Source organism: Microbacterium jejuense (genome assembly GCF_019511665.1).
GTDB classification, from domain to species: Bacteria; Actinomycetota; Actinomycetes; order Actinomycetales; family Microbacteriaceae; genus Microbacterium; species Microbacterium jejuense_A.
The window spans coordinates 92,733-117,016 of record NZ_JAEUAW010000006.1; the positions used below are offsets into that span (position 1 = coordinate 92,733).

21 protein-coding genes are annotated in these 24,284 nt (G+C 71.0%); 5 read left to right on the plus strand and 16 right to left on the minus strand.

The genetic code is table 11. The features are described from left to right. Positions 1-4: 4 nt before the first annotated feature. From tal to pgl, 5 genes are read left to right on the plus strand one after another with little or no spacing between them, the layout of a single operon-like run. Positions 5-1,126 carry a transaldolase gene (gene tal, locus JNB62_RS09680; protein ID WP_220300674.1) on the plus strand — a complete coding sequence of 374 codons (1,122 nt, stop codon included), beginning with the start codon at positions 5-7 and terminating at the stop codon, positions 1,124-1,126. Further along, complete coding sequence (locus JNB62_RS09685; protein WP_220300675.1) at positions 1,123-2,745, plus strand: glucose-6-phosphate isomerase; 1,623 nt, start codon at positions 1,123-1,125, stop codon at positions 2,743-2,745. The genes tal and JNB62_RS09685 overlap by 4 nt, the downstream gene beginning before the upstream one ends. 16 nt (positions 2,746-2,761) lie before the next feature. Further along, positions 2,762-4,312: a glucose-6-phosphate dehydrogenase gene (gene zwf, locus JNB62_RS09690; protein WP_220300676.1), complete on the plus strand. Its 1,551-nt coding sequence runs from the start codon at positions 2,762-2,764 to the stop codon at positions 4,310-4,312. After that, positions 4,309-5,268: a glucose-6-phosphate dehydrogenase assembly protein OpcA gene (locus JNB62_RS09695; RefSeq protein WP_220300677.1), complete on the plus strand. Its 960-nt coding sequence runs from the start codon at positions 4,309-4,311 to the stop codon at positions 5,266-5,268. Before zwf ends, JNB62_RS09695 begins: the two co-directional genes overlap by 4 nt. 36 nt (positions 5,269-5,304) lie before the next feature. Further along, positions 5,305-6,084: a 6-phosphogluconolactonase gene (pgl, locus tag JNB62_RS09700; RefSeq protein ID WP_220300678.1), complete on the plus strand. Its 780-nt coding sequence runs from the start codon at positions 5,305-5,307 to the stop codon at positions 6,082-6,084. A gap of 79 nt (positions 6,085-6,163) precedes the next feature. Here pgl and JNB62_RS09705 read toward each other — a convergent pair whose 3' ends face one another. The 16 genes from JNB62_RS09705 to JNB62_RS09780 all read right to left on the minus strand — a co-directional run bounded on the left by JNB62_RS09705 (position 6,164) and on the right by JNB62_RS09780 (position 24,261). After that, entirely contained in the window at positions 6,164-6,520 is a 357-nt protein-coding gene (locus JNB62_RS09705; RefSeq protein ID WP_141893555.1) for an RNA polymerase-binding protein RbpA, read from the minus strand. Continuing rightward, the gene (secG, locus tag JNB62_RS09710; RefSeq protein ID WP_141893554.1) at positions 6,520-6,768 is read right to left on the minus strand and encodes a preprotein translocase subunit SecG; all 249 of its coding nucleotides are present in this window, start codon (positions 6,766-6,768) and stop codon (positions 6,520-6,522) included. The genes JNB62_RS09705 and secG overlap by 1 nt, the downstream gene beginning before the upstream one ends. Positions 6,769-6,874: 106 nt before the next feature. Then, the gene (tpiA, locus tag JNB62_RS09715; RefSeq protein WP_220300679.1) at positions 6,875-7,666 is read right to left on the minus strand and encodes a triose-phosphate isomerase; all 792 of its coding nucleotides are present in this window, start codon (positions 7,664-7,666) and stop codon (positions 6,875-6,877) included. Beyond that, a complete protein-coding gene (locus JNB62_RS09720; RefSeq protein WP_220300680.1) occupies positions 7,657-8,871 on the minus strand; it encodes a phosphoglycerate kinase in 1,215 nt (404 codons plus the stop codon). Before JNB62_RS09720 ends, tpiA begins: the two co-directional genes overlap by 10 nt. Positions 8,872-8,880: 9 nt before the next feature. Next, positions 8,881-9,891 (minus strand): type I glyceraldehyde-3-phosphate dehydrogenase, encoded by a 1,011-nt coding sequence (gene gap, locus JNB62_RS09725; protein ID WP_220300681.1) that lies wholly within the window; start codon positions 9,889-9,891, stop codon positions 8,881-8,883. Between the two features lie 102 nt (positions 9,892-9,993). After that, positions 9,994-10,620: a superoxide dismutase gene (locus JNB62_RS09730; protein WP_220300682.1), complete on the minus strand. Its 627-nt coding sequence runs from the start codon at positions 10,618-10,620 to the stop codon at positions 9,994-9,996. A gap of 176 nt (positions 10,621-10,796) precedes the next feature. Then, positions 10,797-11,774 carry a DNA-binding protein WhiA gene (gene whiA, locus JNB62_RS09735; RefSeq protein WP_220300683.1) on the minus strand — a complete coding sequence of 326 codons (978 nt, stop codon included), beginning with the start codon at positions 11,772-11,774 and terminating at the stop codon, positions 10,797-10,799. Positions 11,775-11,846: 72 nt separating this feature from the next. Beyond that, positions 11,847-12,731 (minus strand): RNase adapter RapZ, encoded by an 885-nt coding sequence (rapZ, locus tag JNB62_RS09740; RefSeq protein WP_220300684.1) that lies wholly within the window; start codon positions 12,729-12,731, stop codon positions 11,847-11,849. Between the two features lie 25 nt (positions 12,732-12,756). Then, positions 12,757-14,682: an excinuclease ABC subunit UvrC gene (uvrC, locus tag JNB62_RS09745; protein ID WP_220300685.1), complete on the minus strand. Its 1,926-nt coding sequence runs from the start codon at positions 14,680-14,682 to the stop codon at positions 12,757-12,759. A gap of 5 nt (positions 14,683-14,687) precedes the next feature. Beyond that, positions 14,688-17,648, minus strand: a complete 2,961-nt coding sequence (gene uvrA / locus JNB62_RS09750) for an excinuclease ABC subunit UvrA (protein WP_374450711.1) — start codon at positions 17,646-17,648, stop codon at positions 14,688-14,690. Between the two features lie 9 nt (positions 17,649-17,657). Continuing rightward, positions 17,658-18,239 (minus strand): hypothetical protein, encoded by a 582-nt coding sequence (locus JNB62_RS09755; RefSeq protein ID WP_220300686.1) that lies wholly within the window; start codon positions 18,237-18,239, stop codon positions 17,658-17,660. Beyond that, a complete protein-coding gene (locus JNB62_RS09760; RefSeq protein WP_220300687.1) occupies positions 18,236-19,552 on the minus strand; it encodes a DUF58 domain-containing protein in 1,317 nt (438 codons plus the stop codon). Before JNB62_RS09760 ends, JNB62_RS09755 begins: the two co-directional genes overlap by 4 nt. Further along, entirely contained in the window at positions 19,549-20,538 is a 990-nt protein-coding gene (locus JNB62_RS09765) for an AAA family ATPase (protein ID WP_220300688.1), read from the minus strand. The genes JNB62_RS09760 and JNB62_RS09765 overlap by 4 nt, the downstream gene beginning before the upstream one ends. Beyond that, a complete protein-coding gene (locus JNB62_RS09770; RefSeq protein ID WP_308291767.1) occupies positions 20,538-21,011 on the minus strand; it encodes a hypothetical protein in 474 nt (157 codons plus the stop codon). Before JNB62_RS09770 ends, JNB62_RS09765 begins: the two co-directional genes overlap by 1 nt. Next, positions 21,008-21,742: a DUF4129 domain-containing protein gene (locus tag JNB62_RS09775; RefSeq protein WP_220300690.1), complete on the minus strand. Its 735-nt coding sequence runs from the start codon at positions 21,740-21,742 to the stop codon at positions 21,008-21,010. The genes JNB62_RS09770 and JNB62_RS09775 overlap by 4 nt, the downstream gene beginning before the upstream one ends. An 86-nt stretch (positions 21,743-21,828) precedes the next feature. Further along, the gene (locus JNB62_RS09780) at positions 21,829-24,261 is read right to left on the minus strand and encodes a 5'-nucleotidase C-terminal domain-containing protein (RefSeq protein WP_220300691.1); all 2,433 of its coding nucleotides are present in this window, start codon (positions 24,259-24,261) and stop codon (positions 21,829-21,831) included. Positions 24,262-24,284 lie beyond the last annotated feature (23 nt).

Sequence of the window (24,284 nt, forward strand, 5' to 3'; positions counted from 1 at the left end):
CAGCATGAGCACCCCCACTGAGAACCTGGTCGCCGCGGGCGTCAGCATCTGGCTCGACGACCTGTCTCGCGAGCGCATCACGTCGGGCAACCTGACCGAGCTCATCTCGACGCGCAACGTCTCGGGCGTCACGACCAACCCGACGATCTTCCAGGGCGCCATCGGCGGCGGCGGCCACTCGTACGCCGCGCAGATCGCCGAGCTCGCGGCGGCCGGCGCCTCGGTCGACGACGCGATCTTCGCGGCGACCACCGATGACGTGCGGGATGCCGCCGACATCTTCCGTCCCGTCTACGAGGCGACCGACGGCGTCGACGGCCGCGTATCGATCGAGGTCTCGCCCGACCTCGCGCACGACACCGACGGCACGATCGCACAGGCCAAGGAGCTGTGGGCCACGGTCGACCGCCCGAACGTGCACATCAAGATCCCCGCCACGAAGGCCGGCCTGCCCGCCATCACGGCGGTGCTCGCCGAAGGCATCTCGGTCAACGTCACGCTGATCTTCAGCCTGGAGCGCTACGCCGAAGTCATCGACGCGTTCCTCGCCGGCATCGAGCAGGCCCAGGCGAACGGGCACGACATCTCGAAGATCCACTCCGTCGCCTCGTTCTTCGTGTCGCGCGTGGACACCGAGGTCGACAAGCGCCTCGCCGCGATCGGCACCGACGAGGCCACCGCGCTGAAGTCGCTCGCCGGCGTCGCGAACGCGCGCCTGGCGTACGAGCTGTTCGAGCAGCAGTTCGCGACCGACCGTGCGAAGGCGCTGACCGATGCCGGCGCCCACCCCCAGCGTCCGCTGTGGGCCTCCACGGGCGTCAAGGACCCGTCCCTGCCCGACACGCTGTACGTGACCGAGCTCGTCGCCCCCGGCACCGTCAACACGATGCCCGAGAAGACGCTCGAGGCCACCTTCGACCACGGCCAGGTCGCCGGCGACGCCGTCACCGGCACGTACGCCGCCGCGCACGAGGTGTTCGACCGCCTCGCCGCCGTCGGCGTCGACTTCGCCGACGTCACCCAGGTGCTCGAGGACGAGGGCGTGTCGAAGTTCATCGCGTCGTGGCACGACCTGCAGGGCACCGTCAAGACGGCGCTCGAGGACGCCGTCCAGGCCGCCCGATGAGCTTCGACATCCACCTCAGCGGGCACGTCAAGTCCGTCGTCGAGGCGACGCTGCCCGGGCTGGTGGCCAGCCTCGTCGCCTCGGGCATCACCGCCGGCGACGCGTCGCTGTGGGGCCCCGAGGCCGAGTCCGAGGCATCCCAGCGTCTCGGATGGGTCGAGGCGGTCAGCGTCTCGCGCCCTCTCGTGGCCGAGATCCTGGCACTGCGGGAGCGCCTGCGCGCGCAGAACGTCACGCGTGTCGTGCTCGCGGGCATGGGCGGGTCGTCGCTCGCGCCGGAGGTCATCGCGCAGACGGCAGGCGTGCCGCTCGTGATCCTCGACTCGACCGCGCCCGGCCAGGTGCTGGCCGCGATCGACGGCGACGCCGAGAGCGGCGACCTCACCCGCACGGTGCTGGTGGTGTCGTCCAAGTCCGGCTCCACGGTCGAGACCGACTCCGCCAAGCGCGCCTTCGAGGCTGCCTTCCGCGACCTAGGGATCGACCCCGCCGAGCGCATCGTCGTCGTCACCGATCCCGGCTCGCCGCTGGACCACTCCGCGCGCGCCGACGGCTACACGGTCTTCAACGCCGACCCCACCGTCGGCGGGCGCTACTCGGCGCTCACGGCGTTCGGGCTCGTGCCGGCGGGCCTCGCGGGCGCCGACATCGCGGAGCTGCTCGACGAGGCCGAGGCCTCGCTCCTCGAGCTCGCGATCGACAGCCCCGACAACCCCGCGCTCGTGCTGGCCGCGGCCATCGCCGGCGGCGAGCCGCGGCGCGACAAGCTCGGCCTCATCACCGACGGCACGCACATCGTGGGCCTGCCGGACTGGATCGAGCAGCTCGTCGCCGAGTCGACGGGCAAGGAGGGCACCGGCATCCTTCCGGTCGTCCTCCTGCCGGTCTCGCCCGAGGTCGACGCGAAGCCCGCCGATCTGCAGGTCGTGCGGTTCGTCGATGAGGCGAAGCGGTTCCACCTGTTCGAGCACCACGAGGGCGAGGTCCTCGTGAGCGGCTCGCTCGGCGCCCAGTTCGTGGTGTGGGAGTACGCGACGGCGATCGCGGGACGGATGCTGGGCATCAACCCGTTCGACCAGCCCGACGTCGAGTCCGCCAAGGTCGCCGCCCGCGGGCTGCTGGACGCGCGTCCCGAGCCCACTCCCCCGGCCTTCGCGGTCGAGGGCGTCGAGGTGCGTGTCTCGGATCCTGCGCTGGCGGCATCCGGAACCGTCGCCGGCGTGCTCGACGCACTGTGGGCGCAGCTCTCGCCGGACGGGTACGTCGCCATCCAGGCCTACGTGAACCGGCTGGCGCTGCCGCAGCTCGAAGGCCTGCGCGAACTGGTCGCCGCCGACTCCGGCCGGCCCACCACGTTCGGCTGGGGCCCGCGCTTCCTGCACTCGACCGGCCAGTACCACAAGGGCGGTCCGGCGAACGGCGTGTTCCTGCAGATCCTCGAGCAGACCGACGTCGACCTCGAGATCCCAGACCGTCCGTTCACGTTCGGCCAGCTGATCCAGGCGCAGGCCGCCGGGGACGCCGCCGTGCTCGCCGAGGGCCACGGCCGTCCTGTCGTGACCCTCACCCTGACCGACCCGCAGATCGAAGTGCTGTCGCTCTTCGAAGCGGCCCAGTAGGAGTTCAAGCCCCCTCATGACCGTCGAGATCACGCGCGGGCACAACCCGCTGCGCGACCCCGAAGACCGCCGCCTCAACCGCATCGCCGGCCCGAGCGCGCTCGTCATCTTCGGCGTCACGGGAGACCTCTCCCGCAAGAAGCTCATGCCCGCCGTCTACGACCTCGCCAACCGCGGTCTGCTGCCCCCCGGGTTCGCCCTCGTCGGGTTCGCTCGCCGCGACTGGGAGGACCAGGACTTCGCGAAGGTCGTGTACGACGCGGTGCGCCAGCACGCGCGCACCGAGTTCCGCGACGAGACCTGGCAGCAGCTGCTGCAGGGCATCCGGTTCGTGTCGGGCGAGTTCGGCGACCCGGAGGCGTTCCGTCGTCTGCGCGAGACCGTCGACCGGCTCGACACCGAGCGCGGCACGATGGGCAACCACGCGTTCTACCTGTCGATCCCGCCGAAGGACTTCGCGGTCGTCGCCGAGCAGCTGAAGTCGTCCGGACTCGTCGACGACACGGCCGACCAGCCCGACCGCTGGCGCCGCGTGGTCATCGAGAAGCCGTTCGGGCACGACCTCGAGTCCGCGCGGGCACTGAACGACGTGCTGCGCTCGACGTTCCCGACCGACTCGATCTTCCGCATCGACCACTACCTCGGCAAGGAGACGGTCCAGAACATCCTGGCGCTGCGCTTCGCGAACGAGCTGTACGAGCCGATCTGGAACCGCAACTACGTCGACCACGTCCAGATCACGATGGCCGAGGACATCGGCGTCGGCGGCCGTGCCGGCTACTACGACGGTGTCGGCGCCGCACGCGACGTCATCCAGAACCACCTGCTGCAGCTGCTCGCGCTCACCGCGATGGAGGAGCCCATCTCGTTCGACGCGAAGGATCTCCGCGCCGAGAAGGAGAAGGTGCTCGCCGCCGTCACGCTCCCCGACGACCTGGAGCGCTCGACCGCGCGCGGGCAGTACGCGGGCGGCTGGCAGGGCGGCGAGAAGGTGCTCGGCTTCCTCGAAGAGGAGGGCATGAACCCGCAGTCGACGACCGAGACCTACGCCGCCGTCACGCTGGAGATCAACACGCGCCGCTGGGCGGGCGTGCCGTTCTACCTGCGCACGGGCAAGCGCCTCGGCCGCCGGGTGACCGAGATCGCTGTCGTCTTCAAGCGCGCGCCCGAGATGCTGTTCCGCCAGGGACAGACGGCGGGCCAGGGGCAGAACGCCCTGGTCATCCGCGTGCAGCCCGACGAGGGCGTCACGATCCGCTTCGGCTCGAAGGTGCCGGGCGCGGGTGCGCAGGTGCGCGACGTCACGATGGACTTCGGCTACGGCCACGCGTTCACCGAGGCCAGCCCCGAGGCCTACGAGCGACTCATCCTCGATGTGCTGCTCGGCGACCCGCCGCTGTTCCCGCGGCACGAAGAGGTCGAGCTGTCGTGGAAGATCCTGGACCCGATCGAGCGGTTCTGGGACGCCCAGGGCGGCCCGCTCGAACAGTACTCGCCCGGGTCGTGGGGCCCGGACTCCGCGGACGAGATGCTCGCCCGCGACGGCCGTACCTGGAGGCGCCCGTGATCGTCGACCTGCCCGACACCACCGTCAGCAAGATCTCTCGTGCACTCGTCAACGTGCGCGAAGAGGGCGGCGCGGTCGCGCTCGGCCGCGTGCTGACGCTCATCATCCTCACGCGCGAGGCCGCGGTCGAAGAGGTCATCGAGGCCGCCAACGACGCGTCGCGCGAGCACCCGATGCGCGTCATCGTCGTGATGCTGCCGGACGGCTACGACGAGGAGTCGCGCCTGGACGCGCAGATCCGCGTCGGCGGCGACGCCGGTGCGAGCGAGGTCGTGACGCTGCGGGCGTTCGGCGACGCCGGGCGCTCCAACCTCGAGAGCCTCGTCACCGGTCTGCTGCTGCCCGACGCCCCTGTCGTGGTGTGGTGGCCCAACCGCACGCCCGAGAACATCTCGAAGACGTCGATCGGCCGCATCGCTCAGCGCCGGATCACGGATGCCGCGGCCCAGTCCGATCCGTCGGCCTTCGTCGCGGGGCTCGGCGCCCAGTACGCGCCGGGCGACACCGACCTCGCGTGGACGCGGCTGACGCGCTGGCGCGAGCAGCTGGCGGCGATCCTGGACCAGCCGCCGTACGAGCCCGTCCTGAGCGTGCGCGTGCGCGGCGCGGCGGACTCGCCGTCGACCGCGCTCCTCGCCGCGTGGCTGCGTCTCACGCTCGACGTTCCCGTCGACTGGGCGTACCTCGGCGCCGACGAATGGCCGCACGGCATCAAGTCCGTGGCGCTCGTGCGCGCGAGCGGCGAAGTGCTGCTGGAGCGTCCCACTCCGGGTGCCGCGATCCTCACGCAGCCCGGCCAGCCCAGCCACGAGCTCGCCTTCCCCCGGCGGACGCTGCGCGAGTGCCTGGCCGAGGAGCTGCGTCGCCTGGATCCGGACGTCCTGTATGGTCGAGTCATCACCGAGGGCTGGGAGCTGCTCGACCCGCCGGCGACGAAGGAGACGCAGAACCGATGATGCTGGCGCAGGGCCTCGGGGCACGGGTGATCCGACATGGTTGAAGGCTGGGCCGAGAAACGTGTCGTCATCGCTCCCGACCCCGCGACCCTGTCGGATTCGGTCGCGGCCCGCTTCCTGAGCCGCGTCGCCAAGCGCGTCGACGAGGGCAAGCTCGCGCACGTCTCGCTCACGGGGGGCTCGATGGGCTCCCGCGTGCTGGCCTCGGCGGTGCGCAATCCCCGCGCCGAGCGCATCGACTGGTCGCGCGTGCACTTCTGGTGGAGCGACGAGCGGTGGCTGCCCCGCGGCGACGCCGAGCGCAACGACCGTCAGGCGCGCGACGCGATGCTCGACGCCATCGACATCCCCGCTGGCAACATCCACGCCACCCTCGCGAGCGACGACGGTGCGGATCTCGATGCCGCGGCCGCCGCGTATGCCGAGGAGCTGGCCGGCTTCCCCGGCCCCGAGGGCCCCTGGCCCGCGTTCGACGTGTGCTTCTTGGGGGTCGGACCCGACGGGCACATCGCGTCGCTGTTCCCGGACCGCGAAGAGATCCAGATCACGGATCGCTCGGTGGTCGCGGTGCGCGACTCCCCGAAGCCGCCGCCCGAGCGCATCACCATGACGCGCCCGGTCATCAACGGCTCCAAGCGCGTGTGGATGGTGCTGTCGGGCCCAGACAAGGCGTCCGCGCTCGGCCTCGCCCTGGCCGGCGCCAGCTACGCCAGCGTGCCGGCGGCGGGGGCGAAGGGCCGCAAGCGCACGATCTTCTTCGTCGACGAGGCCGCCGCCGCACAGGTTCCGCCGGACCTCATCGACCGGGAGTACTGAACGCCGGACGGCGTGACGCCGGAATGACGAAGAGCGGATGCCGACGGCATCCGCTCTTCGTATGTCTGTGTGGCCCGGCTCAGTCCTGGCCGCGCCGCTCGCGCAGCTGCTGCAGCGCGTCGTCGAGAAGCTGCTCGGCCTCTTCTTCGGTGCGGCGCTCCTTCACGTACGCGAGGTGCGTCTTGTACGGCTCGGTCTTCGCGAGGGCCGGCGGGTTCTCTTTGTCACGACCGGCCGGCAGGCCCGAGTGGGGCGAGTCGATCGTGTCGGGGATCTCTTCTTCGGGGATGCCGGCCGCGAAGTAGCGGACGGTCTCGTTGCCGAGGGCATCCCAGTACGAGACCGCCACGCGCTCGGCGTGGAAGCCGTGGTCCTGCTCGCCCATGGGTCCGGCACCGACGCGGGTGCCGCGGATCGCGTTGCCTCCGGTCGCCATCAGATCGCCTGGAACTTCGTGATGAGGCCGAGGGCCACGATCGCCGCGAACCACACCAGCGCGAGGATCACGGTGAAGCGGTTGAGGTTGCGCTCCGCGAGTCCCGACGAGCCGAGGGCGGAGGTCATGCCGCCGCCGAACATGTCGGACAGGCCGCCGCCGCGCCCCTTGTGGAGCAGGATGAGGAGGGTCAGCAGGAGACTCGTGATGCCGAGAAGCACCTGCAGGACGAACTCGATGATCTGCACAGTCGTTGAAGCCTTTCGGTGCGATCATTCGCCGATCGCACAAGGGACAAGTATACGTGTAGGCCGGCGGGCGGCGAGGAATCCTCGCCGCCCGCCGGAGACGGCGTCAGACGCCGACGTGCTTCTGGTACCGGATGATGGCGGCGAACTCGTCCACGACGAGGCTCGCGCCGCCCACCAGGGCGCCGTCGACATCGGGCTCGCGCATGAAGCTCGCGATGTTGGCAGCCTTCACGGAGCCGCCGTACAGGATGCGCGTGCGGGCTGCGGCGTCCGCCCCGAGCTTCGCGGCGATGACGTCGCGCAGCGCGGAGCACACCTCCTGCGCCTGCTCGGGCGACGCGACCTGACCCGTGCCGATGGCCCAGACCGGCTCGTAGGCCACGACGATGTCGGCGTCAGCGGGCAGACCTTCGAGCGCGACCTCCAGCTGGCCGATCGACACGGCGGTGGGGCCGGACTCCTCACGCTGCTCCAGCGTCTCGCCGACGCAGATGACGGGGACGAGGCCGTGCTTGATCGCCGCCTTCACCTTCGACGCCACGACCTCGTCCGTCTCGGCGTGGTACTGCCGGCGCTCGGAGTGGCCGACGATGACGTAGCGCGCGTCGAGCTTCGCCAGGAACGCACCCGACACCTCGCCGGTGTACGCGCCGGAGTCGTGCGCCGACACGTCCTGCGCGCCCAGGGCGAACGGGATCTTGTCGGCGTCGAGCAGCGTCTGCACCGTCCGAAGGTCGGTGAACGGCGGGAAGACCGCCACCTCGACGGAGCCGTCCTCGTGCTTGGCGTCCTTGAGGGTCCAGTGCAGCTTCTGCACGAACGCGACCGCCTGCAGGTGGTCGAGGTTCATCTTCCAGTTGCCCGCGATGAGCGGGGTGCGGCTGCTCACTGCCATCCGAGGACCTCCAGTCCGGGAAGCTTCTTGCCCTCGAGGAACTCCAGGCTCGCGCCGCCGCCCGTCGAGATGTGGCCGAACTGGTCGTCGGCGAACCCGAGCTGGCGCACCGCGGCGGCCGAATCGCCGCCGCCGACGACCGACAGACCGTCGACCGCGGTGAGCGCCTTGGCGACCGCCTTGGTGCCCGCGGCGAACGCGGGCATCTCGAACACGCCCATCGGGCCGTTCCAGAACACGGTGGTCGACGAGCGGATCGCCGCGGCGAACAGCTCCGCCGTCTGCGGTCCGATGTCGAGCCCGAGGCCGTCGGCGCCGAAGGCGGTGTCTTCGAGCGCGTCCGCCGGCGCCACGACGTGGTCGGCGTCCGCCGCGAACGCGGACGCCATGACCGCGTCGACCGGGAGGATCAACTCGACGCCGCGCTCGGCGGCATCCGCGATGTAGCCCTTCACGGTCTCGATCTGGTCGACCTCGAGGAGGCTCTTGCCGACCTTGTACCCCTGCGCGGCGAGGAACGTGAACAGCATGCCGCCGCCCACGAGGATCTTGTCGGCGCGCGGCAGCAGGTGCGCGATGACACCCAGCTTGTCGCTGACCTTCGACCCGCCGAGCACCACGGTGTAGGGGCGCTCGGGGTTCTCGGTGAGGCGGTCGAGGACGTCGACCTCCTTCTCGATGAGAAATCCGGCGGCAGAGGGCAGGATCTCGGCGAGGTCGTAGACCGACGCCTGCTTGCGGTGCACGACACCGAAGCCGTCCGACACGAGCACATCGCCCAGCGCGGCGAGCTCCTCGGCGAACGCGCGGCGTGCGGCGTCGTCCTTGGCGGTCTCGCCCGGGTTGAACCGGAGGTTCTCGATGACCGCGACGTCGCCGTCCTCGAGCGCGGCGACGGCCTCCTGGGCCGACTCCCCCACCGTGTCGCGCGCGAAGGCGACGGGCTTGCCGAGCAGCTCCGAGAGGCGCTGGGCGACAGGCTCGAGGCTGTACTTCGGGTCGGGCGCGCCGTCGGGCCGCCCGAGGTGCGAGCAGACGATGACGCGGGCGCCCTGGTTGATCAGGGCGTTGAGCGTGGGGAGCGTGGCCCGCACACGGCCATCGTCCGTGATGACCCCGTCCTTGAGAGGGACGTTGAGGTCAGCACGGACGATGACACGCTTGCCGGCCAGCGGACCCAGGGTGCTGAGGGTGCGCAGAGCCATGGCGACGGATTACAGGCGCTCGGCGACGTACTCGGTGAGGTCGACGAGGCGGTTCGAGTAGCCCCACTCGTTGTCGTACCAGGCCGAGACCTTGACGAGGTTGCCGCTGACGTTCGTCAGCTGCGAGTCGAAGATCGACGAGTGCGGGTCGAGCTGGATGTCGCTCGAGACGATCGCGTCGGCGTTGTACTTGAGGTAGCCCTGGAGGCGCCCGTCGGCGGCGGCGGCCTCGTACGCGGCGTTGACCGTCTCCTTCGTGAGACCCTCGGTGTTCGTGATGATCGTCAGGTCGACGATCGAGCCCGTGGGGACCGGGACGCGGTACGACGAGCCGCTCAGCTTGCCGTTGAGCTCGGGCAGCACGAGGCCGATGGCCTTCGCGGCACCGGTCGAGGCCGGGACGATGTTGATCGCGGCGGCGCGGGCACGGTGCAGGTCGCTGTGCGGGCCGTCCTGCAGGTTCTGGTCGGCCGTGTAGGCGTGGGCGGTCATCATGAAGCCGCGCTCGATGCCGAACGCGTCGTTGAAGACCTTGGCCAGCGGGGCGAGGCAGTTCGTGGTGCACGACGCGTTCGAGATGATGTTCATCGTCGCCGAGTCGTACGTGTCTTCGTTCACGCCCATGACGAACGTGCCGTCGACGTCGGTGCCGGGTGCCGAGATGATGACCTTCTTGGCGCCGCCCTCGATGTGCTTCTTGGCGTCCACGGCCTTCGTGAAGCGGCCGGTCGACTCGATGACGACGTCGACGCCGAGCTCGCCCCAGGGGAGGTTCGCGGGGTCGCGCTCTTCGAAGACCTTGATGGCCTTGCCGTTGACGGTGATCGAGTCCGCGTCGTACGAGACGTCGGCGTCGAGGCGGCCGCCGACCGAGTCGTACTTCAGCAGGTGCGCCAGAGTCTTGTTGTCGGTGAGGTCGTTCACCGCCACGATTTCGAGGTCCGCACCCTGCGCGAGAGCCGCGCGGAGGAAGTTGCGTCCGATCCGGCCGAAGCCGTTGATGCCGATCTTGACAGTCACGGAGTTTCTCCTGAGATGTGTCGTGCGCGAATGCGCGGTTGTTGCGATGCAGACAGAGACAACGGCGTCCCAGCGGGGCGGCCCGCTGGGACGCCGCGCTTGCTATGACAGTACCAGCAGGCCCGAGGTCTTCTGGCGGGCGGCGTCGAGACGCTGCGCGACGTTCTGCCAGTTGGCGATGTTCCAGACGGCCTTGACGTAGTCGGCCTTGACGTTGAGGTAGTCCAGGTAGAACGCGTGCTCCCACATGTCGAGCTGGAAGATCGGGATGGTGCCCTGGGCCGTGTTGGCCTGCTGGTCGAACAGCTGCTGGATCAGGAGCTGCTCGCCGATCGGGTCCCAGCTGAGCACGGCCCAGCCGGAGCCCTGGATGCCGGTGGCGGCGGCGGTGAAGTGCGCCTGGAACTTGTCGAAGCCGCCGAAGAACTCGTCGATCGCGGCACGCAGCTCGCCCTCGGGCTCGCCGCCGCCGTCCGGCGACAGGTTGGTCCAGAAGATCGAGTGGTTGACGTGACCGCCGAGGTTGAAGGCGAGGTCCTTCTCGAGCTTGTTCACGTTCGCGAGGTTGCCCGTCTCGCGGGCCTCGGCGAGCTGCTCGAGCGCGGTGTTGGCCCCGGTGACGTACGCCTGGTGGTGCTTGTCGTGATGCAGCTGCATGATCTTGCCGCTGATGTGCGGCTCGAGCGCGGCGTAGTCGTAGGGGAGGTCGGGCAAGGTGTACTTCGCCATGTTCTCTTCTTCCTGTCGGCGCGCGCCGTGAAGACCTCGGCGCAGCGAGGGTGACGGATTCATCCTACTGAGCGGCAACGCTCGCGCGCGGGGGTTGCTTCCCGCTGTGACGTGTGAAAACGTGCGAGAAGCGGATGCCGCGAGCCGCGGCATCCCCTTCTCAGCTGAACCCGGTCTCAGTCCTCGATGCCGGCGGGCACGGCGGACTCGGTGCCCGGCAGGCCCTCGGTCTCGGCCTTCTTGTCGGCCATCGCGAGGAGGCGGCGGATGCGGCCGGCGACGGCGTCCTTGGTGAGGGGCGGGTCGGCGTGGTGGCCGAGCTCGTCGAGACTGGCGTCGCGGTGTGCGAGGCGCAGCTCGCCGGCCTGGCGCAGGTGGTCGGGCACCTCGTCGCCGAGGATCTCCAGCGCGCGCTCGACGCGCGCGCACGCGGCGACGGCGGCCTGGGCCGAACGGCGCAGGTTGGCGTCGTCGAAGTTCACGAGGCGGTTGACACCGGCGCGCACCTCGCGGCGCTGACGCATCTGGTCCCACTCCGCGGCGGCCTTGACCGCGCCCATGGCGGCCAGCGCGGCGCGGATCGCCTCGCCCTCGCGCACGACCACGCGCGGGATGCCGCGCACCTCGCGCGCCTTGCCGGCGATGTCGAGGCGATGCGCGGCGCCCACGAGCGCCATGGCCGCCTCGGACGAGGGGCACGTGATCTCCAGCGCGGCCGACCGGCCCGGGTCGCTCAGCGTGCCGGCGGCGAGGAACGCGCCGCGCCAGATGGCAGCGAGGTCGCCGCGCGAGCCGGTGGTGAGCTTGTTGGGCAGGCCGCGCACGGGGCGACGGCGCTGATCGAGCAGCCCGGTCTGACGGGCCAGGGTCTCGCCGCCCTCGATGACGCGCACGGCGTAGTGGCCGCCGGCGCGCGCGCCCGATCCCTGCACGTGCACGAGCTCGGGGCGCACGCCGTACAGCTCGACGAGGTCGCGCGCCGTGCGGCGTGCCAGCACGCTGGAGTCGAGCTCGGCCTCGACCGCGACGCGGTTGGCGATGGAGTGCAGCCCACCCGAGAACCGCAGCAGCGACGTGAGCTCGGCCACCCGCGCTGTCGGGCGCGGGTCGCGCACGGTGATCAGCTCGGCCTTCACGTCAGCGGTCAGCGACACGGGTCTCCTTCAGTTGGTGCGGGAACGACGGTCCAGCCTACTCGGCCGGATCGCCCGCCGCCCCGCGGCGAGTCACTCTCGGCCGAGGTCGCGGTCGCTCACGCGCACCGCGACACCGGGCACGGACGCCAGTCGTTCGGCGAGCTCGCGCACCATGACGACCGACCGGTGCTTACCGCCCGTGCAGCCGACGGCGACCACCGAGTGGCTCTTGTTCTCTCGCTGGTAGCCCTCCAGAACGGGCCGCAGCGCCTGCGTGTACGCGTCCAGGAACTCGCGGGCGCCCTCCTGACCCAGCACGTACTCGCGCACCTCGGCGTCCTCGCCGGTGAAGGGGCGCAGCCGCTCGTCCCAGAAGGGGTTCGGCAGGAAGCGCATGTCGGCCACGAGGTCGGCATCCGGCGGCAGTCCGTACTTGAAGCCGAAGCTCAGCAGCGTGAGCGTGTGCCGGGCGGCACCGGCCGCGGTGAACAGGTCGGTGACCTGGGTCGCGAGCTGGTGGATGTTGTACGCCGACGTGTCGATGATGACGTCGGCGCTCTCGCGCACGGCCGCGAGGCGCGCGCGTTCGAGACGGATGCCGTCGACCAGGGTGCCGCCGCCCTGCAGCGGATGGGGCCGCCGTACGGCCTCGAAGCGTCGCACCAGCACATCGTCGGAGGCATCGAGGAACATCAGCCGGATCTGCCGCCGCTCGCGCAGCGCGCGCATGGCTTCCGGAAGATCCGAGAAGAGGTCGCGCCCGCGCACGTCGACGACGACGGCGACCCGCGGCAGCACTCCCCCGGCCATCTCGGTGAGGTCCAGCAGCGGCTTGAGCATCTGCGGGGGCAGGTTGTCGACCACGTACCAGCCGAGGTCCTCGAGGGCGTTCGCGGCGGTCGAGCGCCCGGCCCCCGACATCCCGGTCACGATCAGCACTTCGCCGGCCGCCTCGTGCCGCGTCCCCTCACTCATGACCACCCCCGTCGTCGAGCCCAGCCTACCCATCCGCCGGCGCGGCGAGATGCGCGTGCACCGCCGCGGCCAGCTTCGGCCCGACGCCGGGCAGCTGCGCGATCTCTTCGGGCGTCGCCTGCTTCAGCGCCGAGACCGAGCCGAAATGCCGCAGCAGCGCCTTGATGCGCGCCTCGCCGAGCCCCGGCACCTCGGCCAGCACGCTCTGGATGTCGCGCTTGCGGCGTCGGCGCTGGTGCGTGATCGCGAACCGGTGCGCCTCGTCACGGAGCCGCTGCAGCAGGTAGAGCGCCTCGGACGTGCGCGGCAGGATCACGGGGTACTCCTCGTCCGGCAGCCACACCTCCTCCAGGCGCTTGGCGATGCCGCACAGCGCGACCTCCTCGTGGCCGGCGTCGCGCAGCGCGCGGGCCGCCGCCGCGACCTGAGGCTGGCCGCCGTCGACGACCAGCAGCTGCGGACGGTAGGCGAACCGCGGCCTGCGGCGTTCGGTCACGACCTCGCCGTCCGCCGTCGGATCCGCCGGAGGTGCGGCATCCGGCTCGTTCTCTTCCGGACGGTCGAGGTAGGCGAGCCGCCGCATGAGCACCTGGTACAGCGAGTCGGTGTCATCGGTGGTCTCGGCGACGCCGAAAGAGCGGTACTGGTCCTTGCGGGGCAGGCCGTCCTCGAACACGACCATCGATGCGACGACGTTCGTGCCGCTCAGGTGCGAGACGTCGAAGCACTCGATCCGCAGCGGAGCCTCGGCCAGACCCAGAGCCTCCTGCAGGTCGGTGAGCGCCTGCGTCCGCGCCACGTAGTCGCTCGTGCGCCGTGTCTTGTGCAGCATGAGCGCCTGCTGCGCGTTGAGGCTCGCGGTGCGCATGAGGTCGGCCTTCGCGCCGCGCTGAGCGACCTGGATCGTGACGTTGCGGCCACGGCGCTCGCGCAGCCACTCCTCGAGGTCGGCCGCGTCGTCGGGCATCGACGGCACCAGCACCTGCTTGGGGATGTCGGCCGCCGCCGCGTTGCCGTACGTGCGCTGCAGCACCTGGTCGACGAGGTCGCCGCCAGAGATGTCGATCTCTTTCTCGATCGTCGTGGCCCGCACACCGCGTACGCGTCCGCCGCGGATCACGAAGTGCTGCACGGTCGCAGCCAGCTCGTCCTCGGCGATGCCGAACAGGTCGGCGTCCGTGTCGGCCGACAGCACGAGCGCGCTCTTGTTGAGCACCGCGTCGATGGACTGCAGCTTGTCGCGGTACACCGCGGCCGCCTCGTAGTCCATGGCGGCGGATGCCTCCCGCATGCGCGCCGTGAGGGCCTTCGTGAAACGCTGGTCGCCGCCCGACATGAAGGCGATGAAGTCCTCGACGATCGCACGGTGCTCCTCGATGGTCACCTTCATCGAGCACGGCCCGCCGCAGCGTCCGATCTGCCCCGGGAAGCAGGGCCGCCCGGTCGCCATCGCCTTCTTGTACGACGAGTCGCTGCACGTGCGGATCGGGAAGACCTTGATCATCAGGTCGATGGTGTCGTGCACCGCCCACACCTTCGGGTACGGCCCGAAGTACTTCGCCCCGGGGATGCGCCGGTTGCGCGTGACGATGACGCGCGGCGCCTCATCGGCGAGCGTGATCGCCATGAACGGGTACGACTTGTCGTCCTTGTAGCGGACGTTGAAGGGCGGGTCGAACTCCTTGATCCACTGGTACTCGAGCTGCAGCGAGTCCACGTCGGTGGCGACGACCGTCCACTCCACGGACGCCGCGGTCGTCACCATGCGACGCGTGCGCTCGTGCAGCGTGTGCAGCGGTGCGAAGTAGTTCGACAGCCGCGCCCGCAGGTTCTTGGCCTTGCCCACGTACAGCACGCGGCCGCTCGCGTCACGGAAGCGGTAGACCCCCGGGTTGGTGGGGATCTCCCCCGGCTTCGGCTTGTACGGGACGGTCGGAGCGGATCGTGCCATGCCGCTCAGCCGGCCTTGCGGGCCCCGACGAGCTCGGGCACCGCGTGCGTCGGCTCGCTCAGGCCGAGCACCTCGGCGAGGAACGCGCCGGTGTGGCTGCCCTCGGCGCGGGCGACCTGCTCGGGCGTGCCCGTCGCGATGACCTGCCCGCCGCCGGCGCCGCCCTCGGGTCCGAGGTCGATGACCCAGTCCGACGACTTGATGACGTCGAGGTTGTGCTCGATCACGATGACGCTGTTGCCCTTGTCGACGAGGCCGTTGAGGACCTCGAGCAGCTTTCGGACGTCCTCGAAGTGCAGACCCGTCGTCGGCTCGTCGAGCACGTAGATCGAGCGGCCGTTCGTCCGACGCTGCAGCTCCGTCGCGAGCTTGACGCGCTGCGCCTCACCGCCGGACAGGGTCGTCGCGGACTGGCCGAGCCGCACGTAGCCGAGGCCGACGTCGACGAGGGTCTTGAGGTAGCGGTGGATCGCCTGGATCGGCTCGAAGAACTCCGCCGCCTCGGCGATCGGCATCTCGAGCACCTCGGCGATGTTCTTGCCCTTGTAGTGCACGGCGAGCGTGTCGCGGTTGTACCGCTTGCCGTGACACACCTCGCAGTCGACGTACACGTCGGGCAGGAAGTTCATCTCGATCTTGATCGTGCCGTCGCCCGAGCACGCCTCGCACCGGCCGCCCTTGACGTTGAAGCTGAAGCGGCCCGGCTGATAGCCGCGCACCTTGGCCTCGGGCGTCTCGCTGAACAGTGTGCGGATGCGGTCGAACACGCCTGTGTACGTCGCCGGGTTCGAGCGCGGAGTCCGGCCGATGGGCGCCTGGTCGACGTGCACGACCTTGTCGAGGTTCTCCAGCCCCGTCACGCGGGTGTGCTTGCCGGCCACGCGGCGGGCGCCGTTGAGACGCGTCGCGAGGACCTGATAGAGGATGCCGTTGACCAGGGAGGACTTGCCCGACCCGCTCACTCCCGTGACCGAGGTCAGCACCCCGAGGGGGAAGTCGACGGTGACGTTCTTGAGGTTGTTCTCGCGCGCGCCGACGACCGTCACCTGGCGCTTCTTGTCGATCTTGCGGCGCTTCTTGGGTGTCGCGATCGACCGGCGGCCCGACAGATAGTCGCCCGTGATCGAGTCGGTGTCGGCGAGGAGCTCACCGATGGGGCCCGAGTGCACGACCTCGCCGCCGTTGACCCCGGCGCCCGGCCCGATGTCGACGACCCAGTCCGCGGCGTGGATGGTCTCTTCGTCGTGCTCGACGACGATCAGCGTGTTGCCGAGATCGCGCAGCGCCACGAGCGTCTCGATGAGACGTCGGTTGTCGCGCTGATGCAGGCCGATCGACGGCTCGTCGAGCACGTACAGCACACCGGTCAGGCCCGAGCCGATCTGCGTCGCGAGACGGATGCGCTGGGCCTCGCCGCCCGACAGCGTCGCCGCGGCGCGGCTGAGGCTGAGGTAGTCCAGTCCGACGCGGATGAGGAAGTCCAGGCGCAGGCGGATCTCGCGCAGCACGGCGGCGGCGATCGTCGCCTCGCGGTCGGTGAGCGTCAGCTTCGCGAAGTACTCCCGGGCCTCGCCGAGGCTCAGGCGGGAGGCATCCGCGATGGAGTGTCCGTGCACCAGCACGGCCAGCACCTCGGGCTTGAGGCGGTCGCCGTCGCAGACCGGGCACGGCACCTCGCGGAGGTACTCGGCCCAGCGCTGACGCTGCGTGTCGGACTCGGCCTGCGTGTACTGGCGCTCGATGTACGGCACCACGCCCTCGAAGCCCGACGAGTACCGCATCTCACGGCCGTAGCGGTTCTTCCACCGCACCGTGACCTTGTAGTTCTCGCCGCGCAGCACGGCCTCGCGCACCGCCTCGGGCAGCATGCGCCACGGAGTGTCGAGCGAGAAGCCCAGGTCGCTCGCGAGTCCCTCGAGCAGGCGCTCGTAGTACTGGAACAGGCCCTTGCCCTGCGTCGTCCACGGGATGATGACGCCCTCACGGATCGACAGGTCCTCGTCGCCGAGCATGAGGTCGACGTCCACCGACATGCGGGTGCCGAGGCCGGAGCACGCCGGGCAGGCGCCGAACGGCGCGTTGAACGAGAACGTGCGCGGCTCGATCTCGGTCAGCTGCAGCGGGTGGCCGTTGGGGCAGGCCAGCTTCTCGGAGAACGACTGCCAGGCGGCATCCCCCTCCTCGTCGACGAAGTTGACCTGCATGACGCCGCCGGCGAGCGAGAGCGCCGTCTCGACGGAGTCGGTGACGCGGTCGAGGATGCCGGGCGCGGCGACGAGACGGTCGACGACGACCGCGATGTCGTGCTTGTAGCTCTTCTTGAGCGCCGGCGGCTCGGCGAGCTGGATGAGCTCGCCGTCGACGATGGCACGGGCGTACCCCTTGGCGCCGAGCTCTTTGAAGAGGTCGACGAATTCGCCCTTCTTCTGCGTGACGACGGGGGCGACGATCTGGTAGCGGGTGCGCTCGGGAAGGTCGATGAGCTGGTCGGCGATCTGCTGCACCGTCTGGCGCTGGATCTCGGCGCCGCACTCGGGGCAGTGCGGCACGCCGATGCGCGCCCACAGCAGGCGCATGTAGTCGTGGATCTCGGTGATCGTGCCGACCGTCGAGCGCGGGTTGCGGTTGGTGGACTTCTGGTCGATGCTCACCGCGGGCGACAGGCCCTCGATGAAGTCGACGTCCGGCCGGTCGACCTGGCCGAGGAACTGGCGTGCGTACGCGCTCAGCGACTCCACATAGCGGCGCTGACCCTCGGCGAAGATCGTGTCGAACGCGAGGCTGGACTTGCCCGAGCCGGACAGGCCCGTGAACACGACGAGCGAGTCACGCGGGATGTCGAGGTCGACGTCCTTCAGGTTGTGCACGCGGGCACCGCGGACGCTGAGCTTTCCGCTGGTGCCGAGGGCGTTCGCGGACGGGCTGGCGGTCAGATTTCCGGGCAGGGCGACAGGGACGATGGGCACCCGACAAGTCTAGGCGGGGCCTCCGACATCGGCTCCGGATCCCCCTGTCGGTGCGCTGTGAACCCTCGGCGGCTCCGCATCTGCACGACGCAGCGCGTGCAGCGCGAACGCGACCGCGACGACGAGGAGCGCGGCGCCCGCCAGCGCCGCCCACGCCATCCCCGCCCCCTCCTCGGGCGCCGCCAGCATGGCGACCCCGAAGGCGAGCGGCTGCACGATCGCCTGCACGACGGCGAACCGGCGCAGCGTCGGGAGCAGGGAGCGCACCGAGATCCACGACCAGGCGGGCACGACCCACGAGAGCGAAGCGAGCACATGGATCGCGTGCACCATCAGCACCCCGAGGGCGGTCTGCGCCGGCAGCGGCTCGGCGAACAGCATCCCGAGTCCCACGCAGGCCGCCCCGGCCCAGCCCCCGAGCGAGCGTGGCACGATCGCACCGACAACGGCCGCGACGATCGCGATGCCGCGCCACAGGGGCACGGGGACGAGTGCCATGGCGCCGGCCGCCGTGACCGCGACGAGCGCGACGCGCAGCACCACCGCCGGCATGCCGGCGCGGACGCGGAACGTGTGGGTCCGAGGGCTCATCGCCGCACCGCCCGCAGCCGTCGCTGACCGCGTGCCGCGATCCGCAGCGCCGTGTCGGGCGAGCCGTGGCCCCACGGCACCACGTCGACGCCCGTCGCCCGCAGCTCGGCGAAGACGTCCTCCCGCTCGGCGAGGAGCGTGCGCATGGCCAGCAGCTGCTCGCGGCCGAGGCGATCGGCGTGCGGCGCCGGCAGGACGTCGACGGCGACCACCGCGTGGCCGGCCGCGCGCCATCGCGTGGCGAGTTCCGCCGCCGCGCCGTCGAAGAACGTCGACAGCACGAACACGATGGAGCCGTGCGCGATCACCGGCGTGCGCCGGTAGCGCACCTCCACATCGCTCGGGCCGGTCGCGGCGATCACGTCGCGCAGCCGGGCCAGCTGACGCGCGCCAGCCCCGGCGCGCACTGTGCGCCCGCCGGGAGCGAGCACGTGGTAGGCGACGCGGTCGCCTGCCTGCACGGCGGAGGTCGCGATCGACAGCGCGCCCTGGCGCGCGAGGTCGAGGGACGTCACTCCGCTGTGCTCGGGGTCGTCGGTGCCCCACGTCACGACCGCCTCGCCCAGGTCGTCGGCGATGTCGATGGCGATGACCACGGTGCTGTCGCTCAGCGCCTGGGTGCGGCGCACCAGCAGGTCGCCCGGGCGCCGCGCGAGGCGGGCGGTGGCCCGCCAGTCGACGCGGCGCAGTTCGTCGCCGGGTGCGAACGGATGGATGTCGCGGAAGTCGCCGCCCTGCCCCGGCCGCGCGCCCTCGTGCCCGCCGTGCAGGCCGGTGAGTCGCAGCGCCACCGGGAGCTGCTGGAGCGGGACCGTGTCGGGCACGGCGTTCCAGGTGAGCACCGTTCGCGGACCGGACGCCGTGACCCAGGCACCGTCGAGGTCGACGCCCCGCGCGGTGACGGCGATCAGCTCGGTCGGCCCGGTGTGCCGCAGCCGGCTGAGCGTGCGCAGCCGCCCTTCCCCCGGCTCGACGTCGGCGAGCCCTGCGCGCAGACCGCCCTGGTCGACGGCGAGCTGCACCCACTCCGCCGTCACCGCGGCATCGACCTCGCCCGCGACGGTCCCGTCCTGCGGGACGTCCGAGGCCGCGCGGGCCGAGACCGTGAGGCGAAGGATGCCGGCGGCCGGGCGCCGCGCGAGCGCCCAGGCCGTGGCGAGGCCCAGGGGCAGCGCGACAGCGACGAGATCGGGCCGCGAGAACGCCACGCCCGCCGCAGCGAGCAGCACGGCTGCGGCCAGTCCGAGGGCGGTGACCGGCGTGCGCTGCCAGCGCACCGGCGTCTCGCTCGTGGTGCGGACGCCCTCGGTCATCGCGCCTGCGCGACGGTCGGCGGGACGGGCACATGGGCGACCGCCGCCGACACGACGGTCGCCGGATCGACGCCCTGAGCCCAGGCCTGCGGTGTCAGGGTGAGGCGGTGCGCGAGCACCGGGACAGCGAGGTGCTTGATGTCGTCGGGGCGGACGTAGGCGCGCCCGTCGAGCGCCGCGAACGCGCGCCCCAGCAGCACGAGCGCCTGCGACCCGCGCGGCGACGCGCCCACCGCGACGTGCTGCGCGGCGCGGGTGGCCCGGGCCAGGTCAGTGCAGTACCGAGCGATATCGGCGTCGACGTGGATCGTCTCGACGGCCCGCTGCAGGTCCCGCAGGCCTTCAGCGTCGAGGACCTGCTCGACGACGGCATCCGGGCTCTGCCGACGCACGCGGTCGAGGATGATCTGCGTCTCGCCCTCGGCCGTCGGATAGCCGACCGAGAGCCGCACCATGAAGCGGTCGAGCTGAGCCTCGGGCAGCGCGTAGGTGCCCTCGTACTCGATCGGGTTCGACGTGGCGATGACGTGGAACGGCGCGGGCAGCGGGAACCGCACGCCTTCGACGGTGACCTGCCGCTCGGCCATCGCCTCGAGCATCGCGGACTGCGTCTTGGGCGTCGTCCGGTTGATCTCGTCCGCGAGGAGCAGACCCGTGAAGATCGGCCCGGGGCGGAACTTGAACTCGCCGGTGTCGGGCGCGTACACGTACGAGCCGGTCACGTCGCCCGGCAGCATGTCGGGCGTGCACTGAAGCCGTCGGAAGTCCAGCCCGAGCGCTGTCGCAAGACTGCGCGCGGCCAGCGTCTTGCCCAGGCCCGGGACGTCCTCGAACAGCACGTGCCCGCCGGCCAGCACGGCCGCGAGGGCGACGGTCAGCGGGTCGTCCATGCCGACGATCGCCGTGCGCACGCTGTCGAGGACACGCCGCCCGAGGTCGGCGATCTCGTCGGCGGACGGGGCGGGACGGGTGGATTCCGGGTGCATCAGCGCTCCTGGTTCGTGGGGGACGGAAGGCGGTCGATGGCCGTCATGACGCGCTCGAGGTCGGCGCGGGTCACCTCGGCACGGGTGAAGGTGTCGCGGACGCCCGCGCCGAGGAGCTCGTCGACGGCGGGGGCTTGAGCGGGGTCGTCCAGGTCGAGGCCCAGGCGGGCGAGCCGGTGGCGGAGCACCCGTTCGACACGGCGCACGATGAGGAAGCCCGCCTCGCCGGTGCGCGAGTTGATGTTCCAGCTGAGACGCGCCACCTCGGACCCGCGCGGCCGCCGCTCGGGACGCGCAGGCGGCCAGGAGGCGTCGTCGACCAGCCCCGCCCTGCTCAGCAGACCCACGGCCACGATGAGCAGCAGCCACGCGGCGGCGAACTCGACCGGCACGCCGAGCCGGTCGAGCACCAGGACGATCCCGACGCCGGCGGCGATGCCGACGACCATCAGCAGGATGCGCTTCAGCGTCACCGCCACTCCTCCTCGATGCGTTCGAGCAGTCGTCGCGCCTCGGCCCGATCGGCCTCCGTCGCGGTGTACCCGCCGAAGCGCACGCGCTCGTACAGCACGAGCAGCAGGCGTGCGTCCCCGCCGATCGCGGAGCGCCGCGTGATGATGCGCACGGCGAACTCCCCCGGCGTCTCGCTGAGGCCGCGCACCACCCCCGAGTCGGCCGCGGCCTCTTCGACGCCGACCCACGCGGCGATGATGGCGTCGCCGGGCACCGCCGGGACGTCGATGCGCTGCAGGGCCGCCGCGATCCCCCGCTGGATGACCGCCGCGTCGGGTTGGGCTTCGACGGAGGCGGCACCGCTGGATGCGGCGGCGAGCACGGCGCCGTCGCGTTCCTCCAGTTCGCGGTTCTCCCATGCCCGGCGGAGCGCACGCACGACCGTCACGACGAGCAGGGCCAGCAGCGCGGCCGCGACCAGGCCCAGGAGGATCAGGATCACGGTGCGCACGGCACCGGAGTCTGCGTCGGCCGGCAGCTCCGGAAGCGGGTCGCCGGTGGCGGTCGGCTGAGGCTCCGGCTCCGCGGTCCGCGTCACCGCCGAGGGGGGGACGGACCGGAACCGCGGGACGCCCTGCACCGCCGACAGCAGCATGAGCAGCACTGCGACCGTCGCGACCGCCGCGCCGGCGACGAGCCCGCGCACGAGGGTCGCCGTCCGCTCCGGGCGCGAGCGGACGGCGGGTGTCATGCCCCCACCCTAGATCCCGTCGGGCATGCGAACGGGGCTTGCCGCATCCGTGGATGCCGCAAGCCCCGCCGCGTGGATGCCTGAGGCTACTTGACCTCGACCGTGACCGTCGCGCTCGTCGACGGCTTCACGGTGTCGCTGCCGCCGTAGACGACGTACAGCGGGTGCGAGCCCTTGCCGAGCTTCGGCAGCTTGATCTGCACCGTGCCCTCATCCTCGGCCGTGAGCGTCACCGTCGCGATCGGCTCTCCGCCGTCGTAGATGACCGCGTCGCCCGTCACGGGGGTGCCGTCCTCGGTGGTCACCGTGGTCCGGTACTGGATGACCCCGTTGCCCTTCGAGTTCGCGAAGGTCTTGTTCGGCGTGCCGACGGTGGTGCTGTCGGCCTTGTCGATCGCGACCGGAACGACCACCGAGGTTCCCGTCTGGGCGCCGGTGAGCGTCAGCTCGACCGTGGTGCCGCGTGCGACGTCCGAGGGCAGCGCCACCGAGACGGCGGCCGTGCCGTAGTTGTCATACACCTCCGTGCCGATCGTGTTGTCGACCGGGAACGAGCCGAGCGCGACCCCGTCGAGCGACACGTCGATCTGGCTGTCCTTCGCGTCGGCGGCCGTCGACATCGCCCACGACTTCACACCGAAGGCGACGGTCGCGCCCGGGTCGTAGGCGCTCGGGGCGCCGGCCGGGAACCCGATCTCGACCGCGTGCTGCGCATAGTCGACAGGGAGCGGCGTCGACGCGGCGAAGGTCGCCATGTAGTCGACCATCGCGGCGAGGTCGGCCTTGCCGGTGTCGCGCTTGGCCGTGCCGTTGGCCAGTTCGAAGAAGTTGTCGCCGCCGGTCGCGAGGAACGAGTTGACGGTGACCGAGTAGGTCGAGGCCGCGTCGATCGGCTCGCCGTTCAGCCACATGCCCGTGACGGTGCCACGGGGAGCGGTGTACGAGATGATCGACTCGTCGACGTCGGGCGTCTTGGGGTCGTCCTTCTGGAACTCGGTGACGTCCTTCTGCGAGTACGTGTACGTGAAGCCGTCCGAGACGCCCAGGCGCAGGAACGGACGCGTCGCGACCTTGTTGAGCGCGTCGCGCTGCCACTGCTGCTCGAGCACCTTCTTGATCTGCGCGCCCGTGAGCTGCATGTTCACGAGGGTGTTGGCGAAGGGCTGGACGACGGCCGCCTGCTGGTACGTCAGCGTCGCGGGGTAGCCCGCGGCGTTGCTTCCGACCATGTCCTGGCGCAGGCCGCCGGGGTTCATGAACGCGATCTGCGCCGAACCCGACTCGGGCTTCTCGGTCGCCCAGCGCTGCACCTCGGCCACGAGGTTGCCGAGAGTGGACTCGCCACCGCGGTTCTCGCTGGTCCCGTTGGCGAGCTTGGCGCGGTTGAACGGACCGGCGATCTTGCCGAGCTCCACGGCGCCCAGCACCTCGGCCTGCTTCTTGGCGGCGTCGGCGATGCTCTGCACCTCCGGGTCTGCCGGGTAGTCGGCGACCCACGTGGTCGTGGTGCCCACGGTGACCGGGTGCTCCAGGGCCAGGATCTTCTGGGTCTTGGCCGTCACATTGCCGGCGTCGTCGACCGAGAAGACCAGCTGGTTGAGGTTGGTGCCGTACTGGCCCGCCGAGACGACGGGGCGATCGGTGACCGCGCGCCCCTCGGACTGCCAGGCCGCGACCGGGAACGAGCAGTTGTACGCGAGGTGCGTGTGACCCGACACGATCGCGTCGACGTCGGGCGAGACGTTGTTGACGATGTCGGCCCAGGTGCCGGAGTCGTCCATCGTCGTGCAGTCCGTCGACGGCGCGCCCTCGTGGACGAGCATGACGACGAGATCGGCACCCTCGGCGACCAGGTCGGCCGCCTCGGTGTTGACCGACGTCACGATGTCGTCGACCGTGATGTCGGCGATCCCGCCGGGGCTCACGAGCGTCGGGAGGTCTTCGGTGACCGCCCCGACGAAGCCCACCTGCACGCCGCCGACCTCTTTGATCCAGGTGGCGGGCACGGCGGGGTCGCCGGTCGCCTTCATCTTGAGGTTCGCCGCGATGTACTGCCAGTTCGCGCCGCCGTACGGGTTCGTCACGGCGTCGTAAGGCGCCATGACGCGGTTGACGAGGTCGTCGTACCCCTGGTCCAGCTCGTGGTTGCCGACCGCCGAGACCTCGAGGCCCGCTGCGTTGAGCGCGTCGATCGTGGGCTTGTCGTGCTGGATGAACGACTCGAACGTCGAGGCGCCGATGAGGTCGCCCGCGGCGGCGAAGACGGTGTTCGGGTTCGCGGCCCGCAGCTGCTTCACCGCACCGGCGAGCACGGCGGCCCCGGCTTCGCCGTTGCCGGTGTTGTCGAGGATGCGACCGTGGAAATCGTTCGTCGCGAGGATCTGGACGTCGGTCGTCGCGGCGTACGCGGCGGGGACGGCGAGCCCGCCGGTGGCGAGCGCGGCGACGGTGACGGCCGAGGCGCCGAGCGCGAGGCGCCGGCGGAGTGACGGGGGTGCGGAACGCGGACCAGAGCGCATGGGTGCGTGCTTCTTTCTCGTAT